This is a genomic window from Stenotrophomonas sp. YAU14D1_LEIMI4_1 (assembly GCF_003086815.1).
Classification (GTDB): domain Bacteria; phylum Pseudomonadota; class Gammaproteobacteria; order Xanthomonadales; family Xanthomonadaceae; genus Stenotrophomonas.
The window spans coordinates 963908-984391 of the sequence record NZ_CP025997.1 but is presented as its reverse complement, the minus strand read 5'-3'; the positions used below and the strand labels follow the sequence as shown (position 1 = coordinate 984391).

18 protein-coding genes are annotated in these 20484 nt (G+C 67.6%); 6 read left to right on the top strand and 12 right to left on the bottom strand.

The window, feature by feature from the left end; all coding sequences use genetic code 11:
• Positions 1 to 64: 64 nt before the first annotated feature.
• The 7 genes from C1932_RS04405 to C1932_RS04375 all read right to left on the bottom strand — a co-directional run bounded on the left by C1932_RS04405 (position 65) and on the right by C1932_RS04375 (position 8657).
• Positions 65 to 889, bottom strand: a complete 825-nt coding sequence (locus C1932_RS04405) for a ferritin-like domain-containing protein (RefSeq protein ID WP_108761339.1) — start codon at positions 887 to 889, stop codon at positions 65 to 67.
• Between the two features lie 10 nt (positions 890 to 899).
• Positions 900 to 2366 carry an amidophosphoribosyltransferase gene (purF, locus tag C1932_RS04400; RefSeq protein ID WP_108752299.1) on the bottom strand — a complete coding sequence of 489 codons (1467 nt, stop codon included), beginning with the start codon at positions 2364 to 2366 and terminating at the stop codon, positions 900 to 902.
• Between the two features lie 58 nt (positions 2367 to 2424).
• Positions 2425 to 3177, bottom strand: a complete 753-nt coding sequence (locus C1932_RS04395) for a CvpA family protein (RefSeq protein WP_233614963.1) — start codon at positions 3175 to 3177, stop codon at positions 2425 to 2427.
• Between the two features lie 46 nt (positions 3178 to 3223).
• Positions 3224 to 4264: an SPOR domain-containing protein gene (locus C1932_RS04390; protein WP_108761338.1), complete on the bottom strand. Its 1041-nt coding sequence runs from the start codon at positions 4262 to 4264 to the stop codon at positions 3224 to 3226.
• A 79-nt stretch (positions 4265 to 4343) separates the two neighbouring features.
• Positions 4344 to 5615, bottom strand: a complete 1272-nt coding sequence (gene folC, locus C1932_RS04385; protein ID WP_108761337.1) for a bifunctional tetrahydrofolate synthase/dihydrofolate synthase — start codon at positions 5613 to 5615, stop codon at positions 4344 to 4346.
• A gap of 41 nt (positions 5616 to 5656) precedes the next feature.
• Positions 5657 to 6301 (bottom strand): histidine phosphatase family protein, encoded by a 645-nt coding sequence (locus C1932_RS04380; protein ID WP_108761336.1) that lies wholly within the window; start codon positions 6299 to 6301, stop codon positions 5657 to 5659.
• A 193-nt stretch (positions 6302 to 6494) separates the two neighbouring features.
• Entirely contained in the window at positions 6495 to 8657 is a 2163-nt protein-coding gene (locus C1932_RS04375) for a S46 family peptidase (protein ID WP_108761335.1), read from the bottom strand.
• 215 nt (positions 8658 to 8872) lie between these two features.
• Between C1932_RS04375 and tdh the strand changes: the two genes are divergently transcribed.
• Positions 8873 to 9895: an L-threonine 3-dehydrogenase gene (gene tdh / locus C1932_RS04370; protein WP_049404249.1), complete on the top strand. Its 1023-nt coding sequence runs from the start codon at positions 8873 to 8875 to the stop codon at positions 9893 to 9895.
• A gap of 93 nt (positions 9896 to 9988) precedes the next feature.
• Here the strand turns inward: tdh and C1932_RS04365 are convergent, their stop codons facing one another.
• Positions 9989 to 10681 carry a TorF family putative porin gene (locus C1932_RS04365; protein WP_108761334.1) on the bottom strand — a complete coding sequence of 231 codons (693 nt, stop codon included), beginning with the start codon at positions 10679 to 10681 and terminating at the stop codon, positions 9989 to 9991.
• Positions 10682 to 10878: 197 nt separating this feature from the next.
• Here C1932_RS04365 and kbl point away from each other — a divergent pair, with 197 nt between their 5' ends.
• Positions 10879 to 12087 (top strand): glycine C-acetyltransferase, encoded by a 1209-nt coding sequence (gene kbl / locus C1932_RS04360; protein ID WP_108763351.1) that lies wholly within the window; start codon positions 10879 to 10881, stop codon positions 12085 to 12087.
• A gap of 214 nt (positions 12088 to 12301) precedes the next feature.
• Here the strand turns inward: kbl and C1932_RS04355 are convergent, their stop codons facing one another.
• The 4 genes from C1932_RS04355 to C1932_RS04340 form a co-directional block, all read right to left on the bottom strand.
• On the bottom strand, positions 12302 to 12637 hold the full coding sequence (locus C1932_RS04355) for a hypothetical protein (RefSeq protein ID WP_108761333.1): 336 nt from the start codon (positions 12635 to 12637) through the stop codon (positions 12302 to 12304).
• A gap of 86 nt (positions 12638 to 12723) precedes the next feature.
• Entirely contained in the window at positions 12724 to 13533 is an 810-nt protein-coding gene (locus tag C1932_RS04350) for a pseudouridine synthase (protein WP_108761332.1), read from the bottom strand.
• Between the two features lie 20 nt (positions 13534 to 13553).
• Complete coding sequence (locus C1932_RS04345) at positions 13554 to 14063, bottom strand: hypothetical protein (protein ID WP_108748682.1); 510 nt, start codon at positions 14061 to 14063, stop codon at positions 13554 to 13556.
• 218 nt (positions 14064 to 14281) lie between these two features.
• Positions 14282 to 15373 (bottom strand): OmpA family protein, encoded by a 1092-nt coding sequence (locus C1932_RS04340; RefSeq protein ID WP_108748681.1) that lies wholly within the window; start codon positions 15371 to 15373, stop codon positions 14282 to 14284.
• A 358-nt stretch (positions 15374 to 15731) separates the two neighbouring features.
• Here C1932_RS04340 and C1932_RS04335 point away from each other — a divergent pair, with 358 nt between their 5' ends.
• The 4 genes from C1932_RS04335 (at position 15732) to C1932_RS04320 (ending at position 20464) form a co-directional block, all read left to right on the top strand.
• The gene (locus C1932_RS04335; RefSeq protein ID WP_108763350.1) at positions 15732 to 16748 is read left to right on the top strand and encodes a zinc-binding alcohol dehydrogenase family protein; all 1017 of its coding nucleotides are present in this window, start codon (positions 15732 to 15734) and stop codon (positions 16746 to 16748) included.
• Positions 16749 to 16952: 204 nt separating this feature from the next.
• Positions 16953 to 17594: a hypothetical protein gene (locus C1932_RS04330; RefSeq protein ID WP_108761331.1), complete on the top strand. Its 642-nt coding sequence runs from the start codon at positions 16953 to 16955 to the stop codon at positions 17592 to 17594.
• A gap of 79 nt (positions 17595 to 17673) precedes the next feature.
• Positions 17674 to 19704 (top strand): NADPH-dependent 2,4-dienoyl-CoA reductase, encoded by a 2031-nt coding sequence (locus tag C1932_RS04325; RefSeq protein WP_108761330.1) that lies wholly within the window; start codon positions 17674 to 17676, stop codon positions 19702 to 19704.
• Between the two features lie 301 nt (positions 19705 to 20005).
• Positions 20006 to 20464, top strand: coding sequence for a cell wall hydrolase (locus tag C1932_RS04320; RefSeq protein WP_108748678.1), 459 nt, complete (start codon positions 20006 to 20008; stop codon positions 20462 to 20464).
• The last annotated feature ends 20 nt before the right edge of the window (positions 20465 to 20484 follow it).

Here is a 20484-nt window from a genome sequence, read left to right as displayed (position 1 = left end):
GCGGCCATCCACGCATGGCGTGGATCTACCGATGCATGCGTAGATGGATGCCCTGCCCTGCGGCTCAGCCGGCCTGTTCCACCAGGTTGGCCAGCTCGTCTTCATCGAAACCGGCCAGCAGCCGCGCTTCCAGATTGAACGGCCCATGCAGGTAACCGCCGGCGAACTCCTGCAGCAATGCCTTGAAGCGCGCGCGCGGCTCGACACCGGCGCGATCACAGTACCAGCGGTACCAGCGCGAACCGGCGGCCACATGGGCCACTTCCTCGCGCAGGATCACTTCCAGGACATCAGCGGTAGCAGCATCGCCGACGTTGCGCAGCTTCTCGATCATGCCCGGCGTCACGTCCAGGCCACGCGCTTCCAGCACGCGCGGCACCAGCGCCATGCGTGCCAGGCCGTCGTGGGCGGTCTTCTCGCACATTTCCCACAGACCGTTATGCGCAGGGAAATCGGCGTAATCATGGCCATGCGCCAACAGGCGTTCGCGCAGCAGCATGAAGTGGCGCGATTCGTCGTCGGCGCAACTGACCCAGTCGGCATGGAAGGCCGCAGGCAGGCCACGGAAGCGGTAGACCGCATCCCAGGCCAGGTCGATGGCGTTCAGTTCGATATGGGCGATGGCGTGGATGAAGGCAGCCCGCCCTTCCACGCCACCCAACCCGCGCCGCGGCACTTCGCGCGGATGCACCAGCCGCAGCTGCGGCGGCCGCCCGGGCATGCGGATCGGCTCGGGCGGCGGCACATCGGCCGGCACCTTCAGGCGTCCGCTGCGGAAGGCCGCTGCGTACGCCTGGGTCAGTGCCACCTTGCGCAGCGGATCGGCTTCGTCCAGACACTGCTGCGCGGCGCGCAGCAGGTCACCGCCGGCATCGGGCACGTCAACCACCGGCTGCGACTCAGGCGCGGCGCTTGTGCTTGGCATCGTCCGAACGCAACTGCTGGATGCGCTCGAAATAGCCCGGCTCGATACCGGTGGGGTAATGCCCGTTGAAGCACGACGAATCGAAGTTCTGCAGTGCGGCGTTACCTTCGCGCACCGCCGCTTCCATGTCTTCGATGTCCTGGTAGATCAGCCAGTCGCAGCCCAGGTGCGCCTCGATCTCTTCCACGCTGCGGTTGTGCGCCACCAGCTCTTCGGCGGCCGGCATGTCGATGCCGTAGATGTTGGGGAAGCGCACCGGCGGTGCGGCGCTGGCCAGGTAGACCTTGCGGGCACCGGCGTCGCGCGCCATCTGCACGATCTGCTGGCTGGTGGTGCCGCGCACGATGGAATCATCCACCAGCAGCACCACGCGGTTGCGGAATTCCAGGTGGATCGGGTTCAGCTTGCGGCGCACCGATTTCACCCGCTCGCCCTGCCCCGGCATGATGAAGGTGCGGCCGACGTAGCGGTTCTTGATGAAGCCTTCGCGGTACTTCACGCCCAGCACGTTGGAAATTTCCAGCGCGGCATCACGCGAGGTATCGGGAATCGGAATGATGGTGTCGATGTCGTGGTCCGGGCGCAGGCGCAGGATCTTCTCGCCCAGCTTGATGCCCATGCGCATGCGCGCCTTGTGCACCGACACGTTGTCGATCATCGAATCGGGGCGTGCAAAGTACACGTACTCGAAGATGCACGGGGTGTGCTCGGCCGGCTCTGCACAGATTTCCGAGAACAGCTCGCCGCGCGCGGTGATCACCAGCGCTTCGCCCGGCTGCACGTCGCGCACGCGCTGGAAACCGAGGATGTCCAGCGCCGCCGATTCGGAGGCCACGATGTACTCATCGCCTTCGGCGTGGCTGCGCTTGCCCAGCACCAGCGGGCGGATGCCGTGCGGATCGCGGAAGGCGACCAGGCCCAGGCCCAGCACCACGCTGACCACGGCGTAGCCGCCCTTGCAGCGGCGGTGCACGCCGGCCACTGCACGGATCGCCGCTTCCGGGCTCAGCTGGCGCTGCTGCTCCAGTTCGTAGGCGAACACGTTCAGCAGCACTTCGCTGTCCGAATCGGTGTTGACGTTGCGGCGGTCCTGCTCGAACACCTGCTGGCGCAGGGCTTCGGTGTTGATCAGGTTGCCGTTGTGGGCCAGCGCGATGCCGTAGGGCGAGTTGACGTAGAACGGCTGCGCCTCGTCCATGCCTTCCGAACCGGCGGTCGGGTAGCGCACATGCGCAATGCCGACGCTGCCTTCCAGGGTGGACATGGTGCGCGCATCGAACACATCGCGGACCAAGCCGGTGGCCTTCTGCACCCGCAGGCGGCTGCCGCTGGCGGTGGCGATGCCTGCCGCGTCCTGGCCACGGTGCTGGAGGACGGTCAAGCCGTCATACAACTGCCCGGCGACGTTCTGGTTGCCGACGATTCCGACGATGCCACACATGGTGCGAGGTCTCCGCTGGGCAGTGCCCAGTTACAAGGAAGGTGGCCGTGCCTGGCCTTTAGTGGTCGCCGCGCCTGCGGTCGACGTTGGCCGGATCGTCCGGCTCGATGTTGCCCGGCAGTGCAGGGGCATCCGGGCGCACTTCGGCCGGATCGTATGCTTCGCCCTGTTCCGCTTTCGCGGGCCGCAGCCATCCGCTGCCCGCCACCACCTGGTTGAGGATGCCATTATCGCCTGTCGCGCCCGGCTTGCCCAAATCGGCGCCGGCGCTCTTGCCCAGTTCCATCAACGCAGATGGGGACAAAGCGTCCATCGGCAAGGCCTTGGGCAGCAGATCGGCACCGGGCACCTGCCAGTGCGGCAGTTTGCTGTTCATCCAGGCCACCGCCGGGTTCAGCACCGGGCGGATGGCTGAGGCCTGCCACGACCGTTCGGCGGCCAATGGGGTGAAGCTGCCCAGCAGCAGCAGGATGGCGGCGATCAGGCCGCCGCGCACGGCGCCCAGCACCCCGCCCAGCAGGCGGTCCAGGCTGCCCAGCATGTTGCGGTGGACGATGTGCTTGATGACCATGCCGATCACGGCCACCACGATCATCACGCCGATGCCGACGCCCAGGTAGCCGCCGACGAAGTGTTCGCCGCCGGGGGCGGCCGGGGCCGCCCACCAGCGGGCGGCATCATTGCCGAAGGCGAAGGCCGCCCAGGCCGCCACCAGCCACGACACCGTGCCGATGACGATGCTCACAAAGCCGCGCAGCAACCCCAGCAGGGTGGAGGCGGCGATCACGATCAGCAGCACCACGTCGATCATGGCGCCCCGCTCCTTCGGCGGCGCTGGCAACGAGGCGGCGGACAGGTCATGGGTGCGGGCGCACCATGCCGGCCACGCCGACCTTGGCGGCCACCTGGGCCTTCAACTGGTCGGCATCGGCGCGGTTGGCCACGGGCCCCACACGCACCCGGTGCAGGGTGCCCTTGTCGGTGCGCACCTGCTCGACGAAGGCGCTGAAACCGGCCGCACGCACCTTGTCGCGCAAGGCATTGGCGTCATTGGCCTGGCCGAAGGCACCCAGCTGCACAGCGAAACCGACGCTGCTGGCCGCCGGCGCGGCCGGGGTGGCCGGTGCCGGCTTGGCTGCTGCCGTGGCCTCAGGCTTGGGCTGCGGCTTCGGGGTTTCAGGCTTCGGCGCTTCCGGCTTCGGTGCCGGCTTGGGCGCTTCGGGCTTCGGTGCTGCCGCCACCGGCGTGCTGGCCGGCAGGGCTTCGCTGCGCACCGGGTTGGCCGTGGCGGCCGGCGACGATGCGGCCACCGGGGTACTGGCGCTGGGCGCGGTCGCCGCCGGGCTGGCCGCAACGGCGGCGGCCGGAGCCGCGTCCAGGGTGATCACTTCGGCCTTCACGTCGGCCCGCACCTTCACCGCCTGCAACCGGGCCGCTTCGGCCTGGGCACGGTCGGCATACGGCCCCACGCGCACCCGCCATGCGGCGCGGCCATTGATGGTGGTGGTATCCGAGAAGCCCGGCAGCTGCGAGCGCTTCAGGTAGGCGATCACCGCCTCGGCGTCGGCCTGGCTGGCGTAGGCGCCGAAGGTGACCGCGTAGTTGCCGGCGGCAATGGCCGGCGAGGTGTCCACGGTGGGCGGGGTGGCCGGTGCGGCCGCTTCGTCCAGCGCACGGGCCTGGCCACTCTGCAGGCCGGTGGCACCGCCTGCCGGGGCCACCAGCGGCAGCTCACGGGTTTCGAACTGGCCATCGCCCGGCGCATCGGGCGCGGTGATCGGCACATTGGCCACACCGCTGTCCGGGGCCGGCCCCTTGACCAGCATCGGCAGGAAGATCACGGCCAAGGCCACCAGGACGATGGCGCCAATCAAACGCTGTTTCAGGGGTGTATCCACGTGAGGCAGGCGACAGGCGGAAGTTGGGTCGATTATACGGGTGCCGGGGGAAACGGCGTCGGCGTCGGCTGAACGCGGATCAGGCCGAGGCCTGCAGCCACGCCAGCGCCTGTGCCGCGGTGTGGAACGAGCCGAACACCAGCACGCGATCGCCGCGCTGCGCCTGCGCCAGCACCTGCTGCAGGGCCTGCTCGACGCTGTCGGCCAGAGCGTCCACTGCCGCGCCGGTGTCGGCCAGGCGCGTCTGCAGCTGCTGCGCGCTCTGCCCACGGGCGCCGTCCAGGCCGGCCAGGGTCCACTGCGTCACCACGTCCTGCAGCGCGTTCACCACGCCCACCGCGTCCTTGTCCTGCAGCGCGGCGTACACCGCCAGGGTGCGGCCAGGCACGACTTCGGCCTTCAGCGCGCGCGCCAGCTGCCCGGCGGCCTGCGGGTTGTGGCCCACATCCACCCGGATCTGCACGCCATCACGCTCGAATGCCTGCAGGCGGCCGGCAATGCGCGCGGCGGCCACGCCTTCGGCCCAGGCCGCGCGCGGCACCGGCTTGTCCAGCGCGCGCAGGGCGGCGATCGCCGCGCCGGCATTGGCCAGCTGGATCGGGCCGGCCAGCGCCGGGGTCGGCAGCTCCAGGCGGGTGCCGACATCGCGCCAGCGCCAGCGCTGCGCATCGATCGGTTCGTAGAAGTAGTCGCTGCCACCGCGGATGGCATTGGCACCCAGCAGGTAGGCACGGGCCAGCACGCTGGACGGCGGATCGGTCTCGCCCAGGATCACCGGCTTCCAGCCACGGATGATGCCGGCCTTCTCGGCCCCGATGGCTTCGCGGTCCTCGCCCAGCCATTCGGCGTGGTCGATATCCACGGTGGTGATCACCGACACATCGGCATCGACGATGTTCACCGCGTCCAGGCGACCGCCCAGCCCCACTTCCAGCACGGCCAGATCCAGCCCGGCCGCCGCAAACAGGTGCAGCGCGGCCAGCGTGCCGTACTCGAAATAGGTCAGGGTGGTCTGCCCGCGCGCTGCTTCCACCGCGTTGAACGCCGCCACCAGCGCCGCGTCGTCCACGTCCTGGCCATCGATGCGCACGCGCTCGTTGTAGCGCAGCAGGTGCGGCGAGGTGTAGGCGCCGACCTTCCAGCCGGCGGCGCGGGCGATGGCTTCGATGAAGGCGACGGTGGAACCCTTGCCGTTGGTGCCACCGACCACGATGGTGCGCCCGGCCGGTGCGCCCAGGCCCATCGCCGCGGCCACGCTGCGCACGCGCTCCAGGCCCATGTCGATGCTCGCCGGGTGCTGGCGTTCAATGTAGTCCAGCCAGTCGGCCAGGGTGGTCGGGGTGTTCGTCACGGCAAGGGTTCCAGCAGCAGCAGGTGGTTCGTTGGAAGGATTTACAGCGCGCGGTGCTTGGCTTCGCCGAAGAACGGCGTGTGGTGGGCGCAATCGTTCAGGCGCACCACTTCCAGGCTGTCCAGGTCGGCGCCTTCGAGCAGGTTCAGGGTGGTCGGCGCCTGGCGGAAGGTCCACAGGCGGGAAATCGGCAGGCCCAGCACCTTGCACAGGATCACCCGGTTCACTGCGTCGTGGGCGACCACCAGCAGGGTGTCGTGCTCGCCCAGGCCTTCAGCGGCACGGGCCAGGCCACGCCAGCTGCGCTCCAGCACCAGGCGCAGCGATTCGCCGCCCGGCATCAGCACGGTATCGGGTTCCTCGCGCCAGGCCTTCAGGCGCGACGGGTCTTTTTCGTTGATCTCGCTGGCCAGCAGGCCTTCCCACTCACCGTGGGCGATTTCCTGCAGATCCGGTTCGGTCTGCAGCATGCCGGCGCGGTCGGCACCCAGGGCAAGCTGGGCGGTCAGCTGGGCGCGCGACAGCGGCGAGGCCACCGCACGGGTGATGTCCATCGAAGCAAGACGGGCGCCCAGAGCCTGGGCCTGGGCTTCGCCGATGGGCGAAAGCGGGATGTCGATCTGGCCCTGGTAGCGGCCTTCGGCGTTCCACGGCGTTTCGCCGTGACGGGCAAGCAGGATGCGCATGCGAACAAGAGGTCCTGGGGGGAGGAGGGTTCCGTTTCGTTCACATCCTGTGAAGTACGCGGAACAGGGATGATACCTGTTCGGCGCACCGGGCCGGACCGGGCATGAAAAAACCCCGCGACACCAGTCGCGGGGTTTCGGGCATTGCAGGCGGATTCCGCCGGGCGCGGCCCGGCGCTACCACCGTGAACCTTTATTTCGCCAGGTTCAGTTCCTTCAGCAGCTGCGGCGCCGGCGCCACTTCCTGCATGATCCACTGCATGTAGCGGCTGTCCACGGCAATCATGCGGGTCATCACCGGGTCGAACACCCAGTTGGAGCTGACCGATTCCCAGTTGCCATCGAAGGCCAGGCCGACCAGCTTGCCGTGCGCATCCAGCACCGGCGAACCCGAGTTGCCACCGGTGATGTCCAGGTTGGACAGGAAGTTCACCGGCACCGAACCGATGCGCTTGTCTTCCAGGCCGCCGTAACGCTTGGCCTTGACCGCATCCAGCAGCGCTTTCGGCGAATCGAACGGGTCTTCGCCGGTTTCCTTGGCGGCCACGCCTTCCAGGGTGGTGAACGGGGTGTACTGCACGCCGTCCTTGCCGTAGCCCATCACGTTGCCGAAGGTGATGCGCAGCGACAGGTTAGCATCGGGGTAGACGAACTCGCCCTGGCTCCTCTTGTAGTCGGCCACGGCCTGCAGGTACAGCGGACGGGCCGTCAGCGATTCGCCCTCGCGGATCTTCTTCTGCTCTTCCTGCTTCAGCAGCGCCGGCATCACTGCCACGGCGTACTGGATGGCCGGATCGGTGCTGGCTTCAAAGGCCGCGCGGTCGGCGTTGAACCACTTCAGGCGCGTGTCCAGGCTGCCCAGCTCGGTGCCCGACAGCTTGCCCACCAGCGACTTCACGGCGGCCTCGTTGCTGCCACCCAGCCACTTGTTCAGCACTTCGTTGTCGCGCTGCGCGGCCGGCAGGGCCACGTACTGGTCCAGCCAGTAGGTCTGCAGCTGCTGGTCCATCTTCGCCACGTAGCGGCGGTCCATCTGCTTCAGGCCACCTTCGATGGTGGTCAGGTCACGCTGCTGGAAACCGGCTTCGCGCTCGGCGTCCGGCTTGCTGCGTTCGATCGACAGGCGGTACAGGGTGATGGCCGCGCCCACCGCCGAAGTGTTGTTGAACTGGCCCACGAACAGATCGCGTTCACGGGTGGCCTTGCTGGTGGCCAGGTGCTGGACCAGCTGCGCGTGCGCGGCCAGTGCCGGCTTGCCCGCGGCGCCCTGCTTCTTCAGCCAGGCCAGCACGGCCGCTTCTTCGGCCTGCTTCTGGCCGGCGGCGTCGATGCGCTTGAAGCCTTCCAGCTGGCCCTGGTAGTTCTTGGCCACGTTGTTCATGCTGGCCGCGGTGGCGGCGTACTTCACCTTCACGTCCGGGTCGGCCTTGCCGGCCTCGTCGATCATCTTCAGCACCGCGTTGTAGTGGCGGGCGATGGTCGGGTAGGTGAAGCTGGCGGTTTCGTTGAACTCACCGGCCAGCGCGTAGCGGTTGGTGCGGCCCGGGTAGCCGGCCACCATCACGAAGTCGTCGGCGCCCAGCGGCTGGTCGGCGAACTTCAGGAAGTGCTTGGGCTGGTAGGGCACGTTGTCGGCCGAGAACGCCGCCGGCTTGCCGTCCTTGCCCACATAGGCGCGGTAGAACGAGAAATCGCCGGTGTGGCGCGGCCACATCCAGTTGTCGATGTCACCACCGAACTTGCCGACGCTGCCCGGGGGCGCGTAGACCAGGCGCACGTCCTTGATTTCCATGTTGCGGAACAGGCGGTAGGTGTTGCCGCCGCTGAACGAGTACAGGCGGCAGCGGAAGCCGGCATCGGCTTCACAGGCGGCCACCTGGGCCTTGTCGAAAGCATCCAGCGCGCGGCTGCGGGCCAGCGGGTCCTTGCCGGCGGCGGCAATGGCGGCCTTGGCCTGGGCGGTAACGTCGGTGATCTGGTCAAGCACGAACACGCGCGCGTTCGGGCCGGCGCTCAGTTCGTCCTTCAGGGCCGGCGCGTTGAAGCCGTCCTTGATCAGGTTCTTCTGCGCGGTCGAATTGAGCTGGATGGCGCCATAGGCGCAGTGGTGGTTGGTCACCACCAGGCCCTGCGGGGAGACGAAGCTGGCGGTGCAGCCGCCCAGTGCCACCACCGCGCCCATCGGGTCGCCGGTCAGGTCGGCCAGCTGTTCAGGCGACAGCTTCAGGCCGGCCTTCTGCAGCGGGCCGGCGATTTCCGGCAGCTGCTGCGGCACCCACATGCCTTCGGCGGCATGGGCGACCTGGACCAGCCCAAGGCTGGCAACGATGGAGAAAGCAAGCAGGTTCGAGCGCATCGAGCAGCCCCTGATGATGGAACCGCCGAGTGTAGCCCAGCCCCCTGCCCCGCCCGATGCCCGGAAGTCATGGGCTGCGCCGGCCTTCCCGCCGGGCATGGCCCGGCGCTACCGGGGGGGTGCTGCGCACCCGCAGCGCAACATGGGAATTGCGCCCAGCGCTCTATAATCCGCGTTTTCCCCCTGACGAGTTCCACCCGATGGCGCAGCAAACGATGAAGGCCCTGGTCAAGCGCGAAGCCGCCAAGGGCATCTGGCTGGAAGAGGTTCCGGTTCCGACCCCGGGCCCGAACGAGGTGCTGATCAAGCTGGAAAAGACCGCCATCTGCGGTACCGACCTGCATATCTACCTGTGGGACGAGTGGAGCCAGCGCACCATCAAGCCGGGCCTGACCATCGGCCATGAGTTCGTCGGCCGCATCGCCGCGCTCGGCTCGGCCGTCACCGGCTACGAGATCGGCCAGCGCGTGTCGGCCGAAGGCCACATCGTCTGCGGCCACTGCCGCAACTGCCGCGGCGGCCGCCCGCACCTGTGCCCGAACACCGTCGGCATCGGCGTGAACGTCAACGGCGCCTTCGCCGAATACATGGTGATGCCAGCCAGCAACCTGTGGCCGATCCCCGACCAGATTCCGTCCGAGCTGGCCGCATTCTTCGACCCCTACGGCAACGCCGCGCACTGCGCGCTGGAGTTCGACGTGATCGGCGAAGACGTGCTGATCACCGGTGCAGGCCCCATCGGCATCATCGCCGCCGGCATCTGCAAGCACATCGGCGCGCGCAACGTGGTGGTGACCGACGTCAACGACTTCCGCCTGAAGCTGGCCGCCGACATGGGTGCCACCCGCGTGGTGAATGTCGCCAACCAGTCGCTGAAGGACGTGATGAAGGAACTGCACATGGAGGGCTTCGACGTGGGCCTGGAAATGAGCGGCAATCCGCGCGCGTTCAACGACATGCTCGACTGCATGTACCACGGCGGCAAGATCGCCATGCTCGGCATCATGCCCAAGGGCGCCGGCTGCGACTGGGACAAGATCATCTTCAAAGGCCTGACCGTGCAGGGCATCTACGGCCGCAAGATGTACGAGACCTGGTACAAGATGACCCAGCTGGTGCTGTCCGGCTTCCCGCTGGGCAAGGTGATGACCCACCAGCTGCCGATCGATGATTTCCAGAAGGGCTTCGACCTGATGGAAGAAGGCAAGGCCGGCAAGGTCGTGCTCAGCTGGAACTGACCGGCATACGGTAGCGCCGGGCCATGCCCGGCGTTGCGGGAAAGAAAAAGGCGCCCATCGGGCGCCTTTTTCGTGGACGACAGCAGCGCCGGATCAGTTGCCGATCGCAACCGACAGCATCACGCGGCTGTGCGCCAGCTTGCCCGAGTTGTAGCGGCCGTCGCTGTCGGTGCCGTAGTAGCCCAGGCCCACGTTGAACATGCCGAACTGGCGGCTGACGCCGACGTTCCAGTCGGTGTAATCCTTGGCGATGCCCTTTTCGAAGGTGCTGCGGCCGACATTGGCGCTCAGCGTGAAGTCCTGCGGCAGGCCCCACTCACCGCCCAGCGCGTAGTACCAGCCATCGGTGCTGCTGTTCCACACGTCGTTGCTGTAGGCCACCGTCAGCTTGTAGGTGTCATCCAGCGTGGTGGTGGTGATCAGCTCGTTGTAGTTCAGCTCGCTGGCACCGGGGTAGGTGTAGCGGTTCAACAGCACATCGAAGTTCAGGCGCTCGGTGGCGTCAATGCCGTAGCCGATCTGGTAATCCACTTCGACGCTCGGGTCGCCCGGGCCGAAATCCACGCCCGAACCCCACACGCCGGCATACAGGCCGACCGGGCTGGTGTAGGTGAAGCCGGCCTGCAGGGTCGGATCTTCGTCGGTCTGCGAGACGCCACGGAACAGGTAATCGGAAACAGCGGTGACATTCCAGCTGTAAGGCGACTCGGCCTCCTGGGCGCTGGCGGCAAACGGGGCCAGGGCGAGGGCGGCGGCAAGGGACAGGCAGGCACAGGCGTGCTTCATGGGCGTCTCCGGTGGGGGCGGTGGCGTGGAAGGCGGAAGCGGCAACCGGGCGAGACACGGCCGGTTCACGAATTTTTAACCCGTTTGCTATTGCGATGCAACATGTGCCGGCCATGGCGGTGGCGCGCCCTGCCCGGTCGACGGCCCGGCTTGCCCGGTAGAATCGGTGGTTTCCCGTGCTGAGCCGTGCCCACGCCATGACCGACGCCTCCTCCGCCCTGACCCGCCATTACGCCGACGAACTGGACGCCATCCGCGCCCAAGGCCTGTTCAAGTCCGAGCGGATCATCACCAGCCCGCAGTCGGCCGAGATCACCCTCGACGATGGCCGCACCGTGCTGAACTTCTGCGCCAACAACTACCTGGGCCTGGCCGACCACCCGGACCTGATCCAGGCCGCCAAGGACGCGCTGGATACCCACGGCTTCGGCATGGCCTCGGTGCGCTTCATCTGCGGCACCCAGGACCTGCACAAGCAGCTGGAAAAGCAGATTGCCGACTTCTTCGGCAAGCAGGACACCATCCTGTACGCGGCCTGCTTCGATGCCAACGGCGGCCTGTTCGAGCCGTTGCTCGGCGAGAACGACGCGATCATCTCCGACGCACTGAACCACGCCTCGATCATCGACGGCGTGCGCCTGTGCAAGGCCAAGCGCTTCCGCTACGCCAACTGCGACATGGCCGACCTGGAAGCGCAGCTGCAGGCCGCTGATGCGGCCGGCTGCAAGACCAAGCTGATCACCACCGACGGCGTGTTCTCGATGGACGGCTTCATCGCCCCGCTGGACGAGATCACCGCGCTGGCGAAGAAGTACAACGCACTGGTGCACATCGACGAATGCCACGCCACCGGCTTCCTCGGTGCCAGCGGTCGCGGCTCGGCCGAAGTGAAGGGCGTGCTGGAAAAGATCGACATCATCACCGGCACCCTGGGCAAGGCCATGGGCGGCGCGCTCGGCGGTTTCACCTGCGCCAGCGCCGAAGTGATCGAACTGCTGCGCCAGCGTTCGCGCCCGTACCTGTTCTCCAACTCGCTGCCGCCGCACGTGGTGGCCGCCGGCATCAAGGCGTTCGAGATGCTGGCCGCGGCCGATGACCTGCGCAGCACGCTGGTGCAGAACACCGCCTACTTCCGCGAAAAGATGGTCGCCGCCGGTTTCGACGTGAAGCCGGGCGTGCACCCGATCAGCCCGGTGATGCTGTACGACGCACCGCTGGCGCAGAAGTTCGCCGAGCGCCTGCTGGAAGAAGGCATCTACGCGATCGGCTTCTTCTTCCCGGTGGTGCCCAAGGGCCAGGCACGCATCCGCACCCAGATCAGTGCCGCCCACACCCGCGAGCACCTGGACCACGCGATCGATGCGTTCACCCGCATCGGCGTGGAACTGGGCGTGATCAAGGGCTGATCAGGTCCGGGGTCGGATCCCTTTCCGCAGGAAAGGGCTCTGACCCCATCAAGCAGAGCGTGCCGACCAAGGTCGGCACCTACCGGGCCTGATGGCGTGCTGACCCCCGGGGGTCGGATCCCTTTCCGCAGGAAAGGGCTCTGACCCCACCGCGCAGAGCGTGCCGACCAAGGTCGGCACCTACCGGGGCTTGAAGGTCGGCACCTGCCGGTGCTTACTTCTTCTTTTTCTTCTTGTCCTTCGGTTCGTCCTTGCTGGCCACCACTACCGGCTTGGCGGCGGCGTCCTGCGCGTTGCCCTTGGCCACGCGGATGCCGTTGGCCTTCATCCAGGCGTCGAACTGGTCGGCGGTCATCTTCTGGTCGCCGTTGCTCATCATGAAGCGGTAGCTGCCGCGGCCATCCAGTTCCGGGGTCTTTACCTCCACCACCGGCGCCTCGACCGGGGTTTCGGCCTTGGCCACCTTCTTGTGGCCGCTGCAGGCGGTCAGCACGGCCAGCGGCAACAGCAGGCCGACGCAGCGCAGGGTTCGGTTGAGGGTCGGGTACATGGGCACACTCCGTTCAAGTAAATCGAAAACCAGGCGCCCCCTACGCCTGGAACGGTGGCTGGCCGCGGCCAGCCGTGGGCCGGACTTCAGCCCGGTGCAGCAGCCACAAGCTGCTGCTGGTCGCTGACCTGCAGCTCCCGCCATTGCCCCTTGCCGAGATCGCCAAGCACCAGCCCGCCGATCGCGACCCGGACCAGGCGCAACACCTGCAGGTCGAAGGCCGCCAACAGGCGACGGATATGGCGGTTGCGGCCCTCCTCGAGCACCACCTCCAGCCACGCGGTCTTGTCGCCGCTGCGCAGGACGCGCACGGCACGGGCCACCAGGAACTCGCCCTCGTCTTCAATACCGGCCTGCAGCGCCGCCAGGGTGGCGTCGTCGGGCAGGCGGTCGGTCTGCACGTGATAGGTCTTGTCCGGCCCGGTCTGCGGATCGGTCAGGCGCGCGGCCCATTGCGGATCGTTACTGAACAGCAGCAGCCCTTCGCTGGCCTTGTCCAAGCGCCCCACCGGAGCGATCCACGGCAGGCCGGCACCATCGAAACAGCGGTACACCGTGTCGCGCCCACGCTCGTCCTGGGCGGTGGTCACCACCCCGCGCGGCTTGTTCAGCATCAGGTACAGGCGCTGCGGCGGCGCCAGCGGCTGGCCATCCACCTCGATCGGCGGTGCCGGGCTGGCAATCGGAAATTCAGGGTCACGCACGATGCGCCCGGACACGCGCACGCGGCCTTCGGCAATCCAGCGCGCGGCTTCGGTACGCGAGCAGACGCCCGCCTTGGACAACACGCGGGCCAGGCCATGGCGAACCCCGGCCGGTGCCGCAGTGGCATTCGCACGCCCACGCGGTGCGTGGGCGCGGGCGGCGGGGGTGGCAGGCGGGCGGCGCGTGCGCAAGCCTCTGCTCCCCGCGCTGCTTACTTCTTCTCGCCCGGCTTGGTTTCAGCCGGTGCTTCGGTGGCGGGCGCCGGCGCCGCGGCCGGTGCCGGACGTGCCTTGACCACGCGCACGCCGCGCGCCTTCATCCAGGCGTCGAACTCTTCGGCGGTCATGCGCTTGCCGTTCTGGCTCATGTCAAAGCGCCACGGCGTGTTGTCGAACTCGGTCTGCGGCTTGTACGCGGCCGGGTCGTTCGGCTTCACCGCCGGCGCACTCGGAATGGCCTTGGCGATGTTCTGGCAGCCATCGATGCGCAGACGCTGCAACACCTGGTCCAGCGACTGCGACGGGTCGTAGCTGCTGCCCAGCACGCCGGCGGACATGCCCAGCTGGCTGCCGCGGATGTACAGCTCGTCGGCCACCGGCGCGATGGCGGTGGCCGGCAGGGGCAGCGGCGACGCGCTGGTGTTGACCGAGCAATCAACCGCAGCGTGGGCAGCGGGAACCAGGGCCAGCGCCAGAACGGCGGCCGATGCAGAGCGCAACATGAGGGGCATCCACGAAAGGAAGTGACGCGGCGAGTTTAGCAATGCCGGCACAGCTTTCAAGCGGAACCTTCAATGAATACGGCAACTTGTTGGTTTTCTGGAAGAAAACCGATGGACGGTCGCCTTTTGTTGGCTACCAGCGCATTCCCTGGCCCCACAAACAACAAGACCCGGCCGAAGCCGGGTCCTGCTGTGTCTTACTGGCAGAGCGTCAGAACTTAGTTCTGGACGTTCAGCTCGGTACGACGGTTCTTGGCGCGACCTTCCGGGTTGTCCGAACCATCCGGGTTGGTGTTCGGGGCAATCGGACGGCTCTCGCCGTAGCCGATCGGGCCCTGCAGACGCGAAGCGTCCACGCCGTTCTGGGTCAGGTAGTTGTACACCGCAGTGGCGCGACGCTCGGACAGCTTCTGGTTGTAAGCGTCGGTACCCTTCGAGTCGGTGTGACCGGCCACTTCAACGCGCAGATCCGGGTAACGCTTCAGGATTTCCGAAGCTTCCGACAGGATGGCCACGGCGTCCGGACGCAGGTTCGACTTGTCGAAGTCGAAGTTCACGCCCTTCAGGTCGATCGAGACCGGCACCGGGCAACCGTCCGGACCGATGGTCTGACCCGGCTGCGAGTTCGGGCACTTGTCGTCGCAGTTGTTGACGCCGTCACCGTCGTCGTCCAGGTCGGCGCAGCTCGGGGCAACCGGAGCCGGAGCCGGGGCAGCAGCCACCGGGGCCGGGCCCAGCGGGATCACGACGCCGACCGAAGCCAGCACGTCGCCGAACCAGCTTTCGTCACGAGCGGCAACGCTCTGGTCGTCGAAATCAGCGCGGTAGGCCACTTCGGCGCGGACAGCAACGCGCTTTTCGAAGGTGGTCTGCAGGCCGACGCCCAGCTTGGCCGACAGGTTGCCGTCCTTGCGCTCACGCGGACCGTTGTTGTCCAGGGCAGCGTACTCTTCCTCGGACTTCTGGTAGCCCAGGCCACCGACGATGTACGGGTTCCAGCCGCGGCCTTCCTGGATGAAGTGGCGACGCAGGTCGAACGACACGCCGTACTGCGACCAGTTCAGATCCTGGTTGGCGTCGAAGTTCGGGTTCTGGTAGTTCAGCTCACCGTCCAGCGACCAGTTCGGGCTGATGAACTTGCCCAGACCCAGGGTGACGAACGGGGCATCATTGGTCAGACGGTCGCTGTCCTGGAAGTTGAAGCCAGCCGAACCGGTCAGGTACCAGCGGTCATCGAACTCCTGCGCCGACGCAGCCTGGGCGAAAGCCAGACCGCCCAGCAGCGCGGCAGTAAGGATCTTCTTGTTCATTGAGTACAGCTCCTATTTCGGGGGTATGAAACCGGTAGAGGCATGGGCCAGCACTACTGCGTCGATGTTCAGACAGCCGATTCAGCACGCCACCGCCGCGAACATTATGCTCAGGCGGGTGAAGGTCATGTTAACAGTCCCGTAACATGTGAAGCGTCGTACCCGACCAGCCACCGGTCCGACGTTGAAACCCTATACAGGATCATGAAAATCCGCAATACCCCCGTGGCACAAGGGTTTGAGGGGCATTAAGGACACAATGTGACAACTGCGGAAAAGGGAAACTCGCGACGATTCAGCGCGCGCCCATCGAGGTGAGGAACCTTATGATGAACGCACGAACCGAGCCGGAGTCATGATGAAAGCCGTCGCCCTGTGTCGTGAATCTCTGCCTGCGCTGCAGGATGTGCAGTTGCCTCCGCCCCTGCCTCCGCGGGGGCGTGATCTGCTGGTGCGGGTGCAGGCGATTTCGGTCAACCCGGTCGATGCCAAGCAGCGCGCGGCCACCACCGACGCCATGCTCGATCGGCCCCGCGTGCTCGGCTGGGATGCGGCCGGGGTGGTGGAGGCGATCGGTGAAGAGGCCAGCCTGTTCGCGTCCGGCGACGAGGTCTATTACGCCGGCGACGTGACCCGCCCGGGCTGCAACGCGCAGTACCAGTGGGTGGATGAACGGCTGGTGGCGCGCAAGCCCACCACGCTGGATTTCGCCGAAGCTGCCGCCCTGCCGCTGACCACGCTCACTGCGTGGGAGCTGCTGTTCCAGCGCATGCCGCTGCAGCTGGACGGGCGCCGCCATGCCGGGCAACGCCTGCTGGTGATCGGCGGCGCCGGCGGTGTGGGCTCGATGGCGATCCAGTTGGCCCAGCACGCCGGTTTCGAGGTAATTGCGACAGCTTCGCGCGAAGCATCCGTGGACTGGTGCCGACGGATGGGCGCGGCCCATGTGATCGACCACCACCAGCCCCTGCTGCCGCAGTTGCAGGCACTGGGCGTGGACAGCGTGCAGGTAGCCCTGAACCTGGCCGACACCGACCACTACTGGGACGAACTGGGGCAGTTGCTGGCCCCGCAGGGCCACGTCGGGCTGATTGTCGAGCCGCGCGGGCCGCTGCGTATTGGCGATCCCTACAAGGCCAAGTGCATCGGCATCCACTGGGAATTCATGTTCGCCCGCGCGCGTTTCCAGACCGCTGACCAAATTGAACAGCACCGCATCCTCAACCGTGCGGCCAGCATGATCGACGCCGGCCAACTGCGCGGCACCCTGAGCGAAGTGGTGGGCAGCATCAACGCCGCCAACCTGCAGGCAGCGCATGAGCGCCTGGCCAGCGGGCGCACGATCGGCAAACTGGCGCTGTCCGGCTGGGAATAACGGCCGGGTAGAGTCGAGCTTGCTCGACTGACAAGGCCGGTAGAGTCGAGCTTGCTCGACTTCGCGAGACGACAGTCGAGCAAGCTCGACTCTACCCCCATGCCGCCGGCTGTGCGCGCGGATTGCCCGTCATCTGTATCTATTGCAGCGCGGAATTCGGGATTACGGTGGCAACAGTTGCCCTCCCCCATCGCCGAGTCCCCCATGCCTACCGCCCTGCCCCTGCGCCTGCTGCAGTTGATCACCGGCCTATTCCTGTACGGCTTCGGTGCTGCCCTGATGATCCGCGCCGGCATCGGCGTCGCCCCGTGGGATGTGCTGTCGCAGGGCATCGCCGCGCAGACGCCGCTGTCGTTCGGCCTGGCCACCAACGCCATCGGCGCGCTGGTGCTGCTGCTGTGGTGGCCGCTGCGGCAGAAGCCCGGCGCCGGCACCGTGCTGAACGTGCTGCTGATCGGTCCCTCGGCGCAGATCGGCCTGTGGCTGCTGCCGCCGGCCACCGCGCTGGGCTGGCAGGTGGTGTTGTTCACCGGCGGTCTGCTGCTGGTCGCCCTGGCCACCGGCCTGTACATCGGCGCGCGCCTGGGCCCGGGCCCGCGCGATGGCCTGATGACCGGCCTGCACGCCCGTACCGGTTGGCCGATCTGGAAGGTGCGCAGCCTGATCGAAGGCAGCGTGCTGCTGCTGGGCTGGTGGCTGGGCGGCGATGTCGGCCTGGGCACGCTGGCCTTCGCCCTGTTGATCGGTCCGTTGTGCGGCATCACCCTGGGCTGGTTCGGCATCGGCCGCGCCCCGGCGGCGGGCACCGCTCCCCGCCCGGCGAGCGCGCAGCGCGGCGTGGGGTGATCGGCCGGGAGCGGGGCGCCCCTTGCCCCGGCCGTCGTTTCACGGCACGCTTCGCGCTTCCGTACGCAAGCGTATCGACATGTCGCCAGCCAACGAAACCGCCTACCCGAACCTGTTCGCCCCGCTGGACCTGGGCTTCACCCAGCTGCGCAACCGGGTCCTGATGGGCTCGATGCACACCGGCCTGGAAGACCGCGCCCGTGACTTCCCGCGCCTGGCCGCCTACTTTGCCGAGCGTGCCGAGGGCGGCGTGGGCCTGATCGTCACCGGCGGCTTCGCGCCCAACGTGGTCGGCTGGCTGAAGCCGTTCGGCGGCAAGCTGTCCTGGCCCTGGGAAGTACGCCCGCACCGCCAGCTCACCGCCGCCGCCCACCAGCACGGCGCGAAGATCTGCCTGCAGCTGCTGCACGCCGGGCGCTACGCCTACCACCCCCTGTCGGTGGCGCCGTCGAAGCTGAAGGCACCGATCAACCCGTTCACCCCGCGTGCGCTGTCGGCCAGCGGCGTGGAGCGCCACATCGCCGATTACGCGCGCAGCGCCCGGCTGGCCCGCGAGGCCGGCTACGACGGCGTGGAAGTGATGGGTTCGGAGGGCTACCTCATCAACGAATTCATCGCCCCACGCACCAACACCCGCAGCGACCGCTGGGGCGGCGATGCCAGCCAGCGCATGCGTTTTGCGGTGGAAATCGTGCGCCGCATCCGCGAGGCCTGCGGACCGGATTTCATCATCATCTACCGCTTGTCGCTGGTGGACCTGGTGGACAACGGCAGCAACTGGGAAGAGATCGTGCAGCAGGCGCAGGCCATCGAGGCCGCCGGCGCCACCATCATCAATTCCGGCATCGGCTGGCATGAGGCGCGCATTCCCACCATCGCCACGTCGGTGCCGCGCGCAGCGTTCGCCGGCGTCACCGCCAAGCTGAAGCCGCACGTGAAGGTGCCGCTGGTGGCCACCAACCGCATCAACATGCCCGACGTTGCCGAGCGCATCCTGGCCAGTGGCGGCGCCGACATGGTGTCGCTGGCCCGCCCGCTGCTGGCCGACCCGCAGTGGACGAACAAGGCCCGCGCCGGCCGCGCCGAGGCCATCAACACCTGCATTGCCTGCAACCAGGCCTGCCTGGACCATGTGTTCGAAAACAAGCTGGCCAGTTGCCTGGTGAACCCGCGCGCCGCGCACGAAACCGAACTGGTCTACCGCCCCACCGCCGCGCCGAAGAAGATCGCCGTGGTCGGCGCCGGCCCGGCCGGGCTGGCTTGCGCCACGGTGGCCGCCGAGCGTGGCCACCAGGTCACCCTGTTCGATGCCGGCGATGAGATCGGCGGCCAGTTCAACGTGGCCAAGCGCATTCCCGGCAAGGAAGAATTCCACGAGACCCTGCGCTACTTCCGCCACAAACTGGCCGAAACCGGGGTGGACGTACGCCTGGGCACCCGCGCCGGCGCCACCGCGCTGGCCGGCTTCGACCACGTGGTGCTGGCCACCGGCATCGTGCCGCGCCGGGTCGATTTCCCCGGTGCCGACCACCCCAAGGTGGTGAACTACCTGGACGTGCTGCTGGGCCGGGTGCAGGTGGGCGCCAGCGCGGCGATCATCGGCGCCGGCGGTATCGGCTTCGACGTGGGCGAATTCCTCAGCCATGACGGCCCCTCACCTGCGCTCGACCCACAGCGCTGGATGGCCGAATGGGGCGTGGATGCCCGCTTCGAGGCGCGCGGCGCGCTGGCCACGCCCGCGGTGGAAGCCTCGCCGCGGCGGCTGTGGCTGCTGCAGCGCAGCCCCGGCAAGCCCGGTGCCCGCCTGGGCAAGACCACCGGCTGGATCCACCGCGCCACGCTGAAGGCCAAGGGCGTGCGCATGCTCGGTGGCGTGGAGTACCTGGGCGTGGACGATGCCGGCCTGCGCATCCGCGTGGACGGCAGCGAACAGCTGCTGCCGGTGGACCACGTGGTGATCTGCGCCGGGCAGGAACCGCAGCGCGCGCTGCAGGCCGAACTGCAGGCGGCGGGCATCACGGCGCAGCTGATCGGCGGAGCCGATGTGGCGGCAGAACTTGATGCGAAGCGTGCGATCAATCAGGGCAGTCGCGTCGCCGCTGCGCTCTGATACGCAGATGAATGGGGGCGCGAATGTGATTTCCATCACGCCCCCGAAGCTGAATGTCAAGCCGAGCGATTCAGGAAACGTTCGGTAACAGCCCCCTACCTTGCGCCAACTTTCCGCTCACCAGCCAGTTTCCGGTGAGCCGGTGCGGTCCTCCCTGATCGGTTCGTGATCAACATTTTGGAGGCCGCCCACGGGGCGGCCCCGATGGCCGCCTCCCCATCACGCCAAGTCGTACCCAGCCCCCCGGCCGCCCCCCGCAGCCGGAACCGCGCGGTGCGGCCCATACGGAGCAAGGAGTCATATGAAACTGGCCTGGATTCTCTGGCTGTCGCAGTTGTTGCCGCAGCCGGCGGCTGATTCGCTGTGTTTGAGCACCACCGTTTACCTGGAAGCCCGCGACCAGACCCTGCGCGGCCAGCAGGCCGTGGCCGAAGTGGCCCTGCGCCGCCTCGACAGCGGGCTGTGGGGCGATTCGATGTGCCAGGTGGTCACCGCGCGCAAGCAGTTCGCGCCCACCCTGGTATCGCCCGGCACTCAGCTGGGCAACGATGCCGCCTGGAGTGAAGCCATGAACGTGGCCTTCGACGCCGAGCGCAACTGGGCGCTGCCGGCCGGCGAACGCCGCGAGATCGTGCCCGGCGCCAGCCACTTCGCCGCACTGGCCATTGCCAGCCCGAACTGGCGCAATGCCTACCAGGTGGCCACCATCGGCGATCACACCTTCTATAAGGTGCAGAACCTCAAGCCTCGCCAGTCGTAACGATCTGTTGCCGGCCGCAG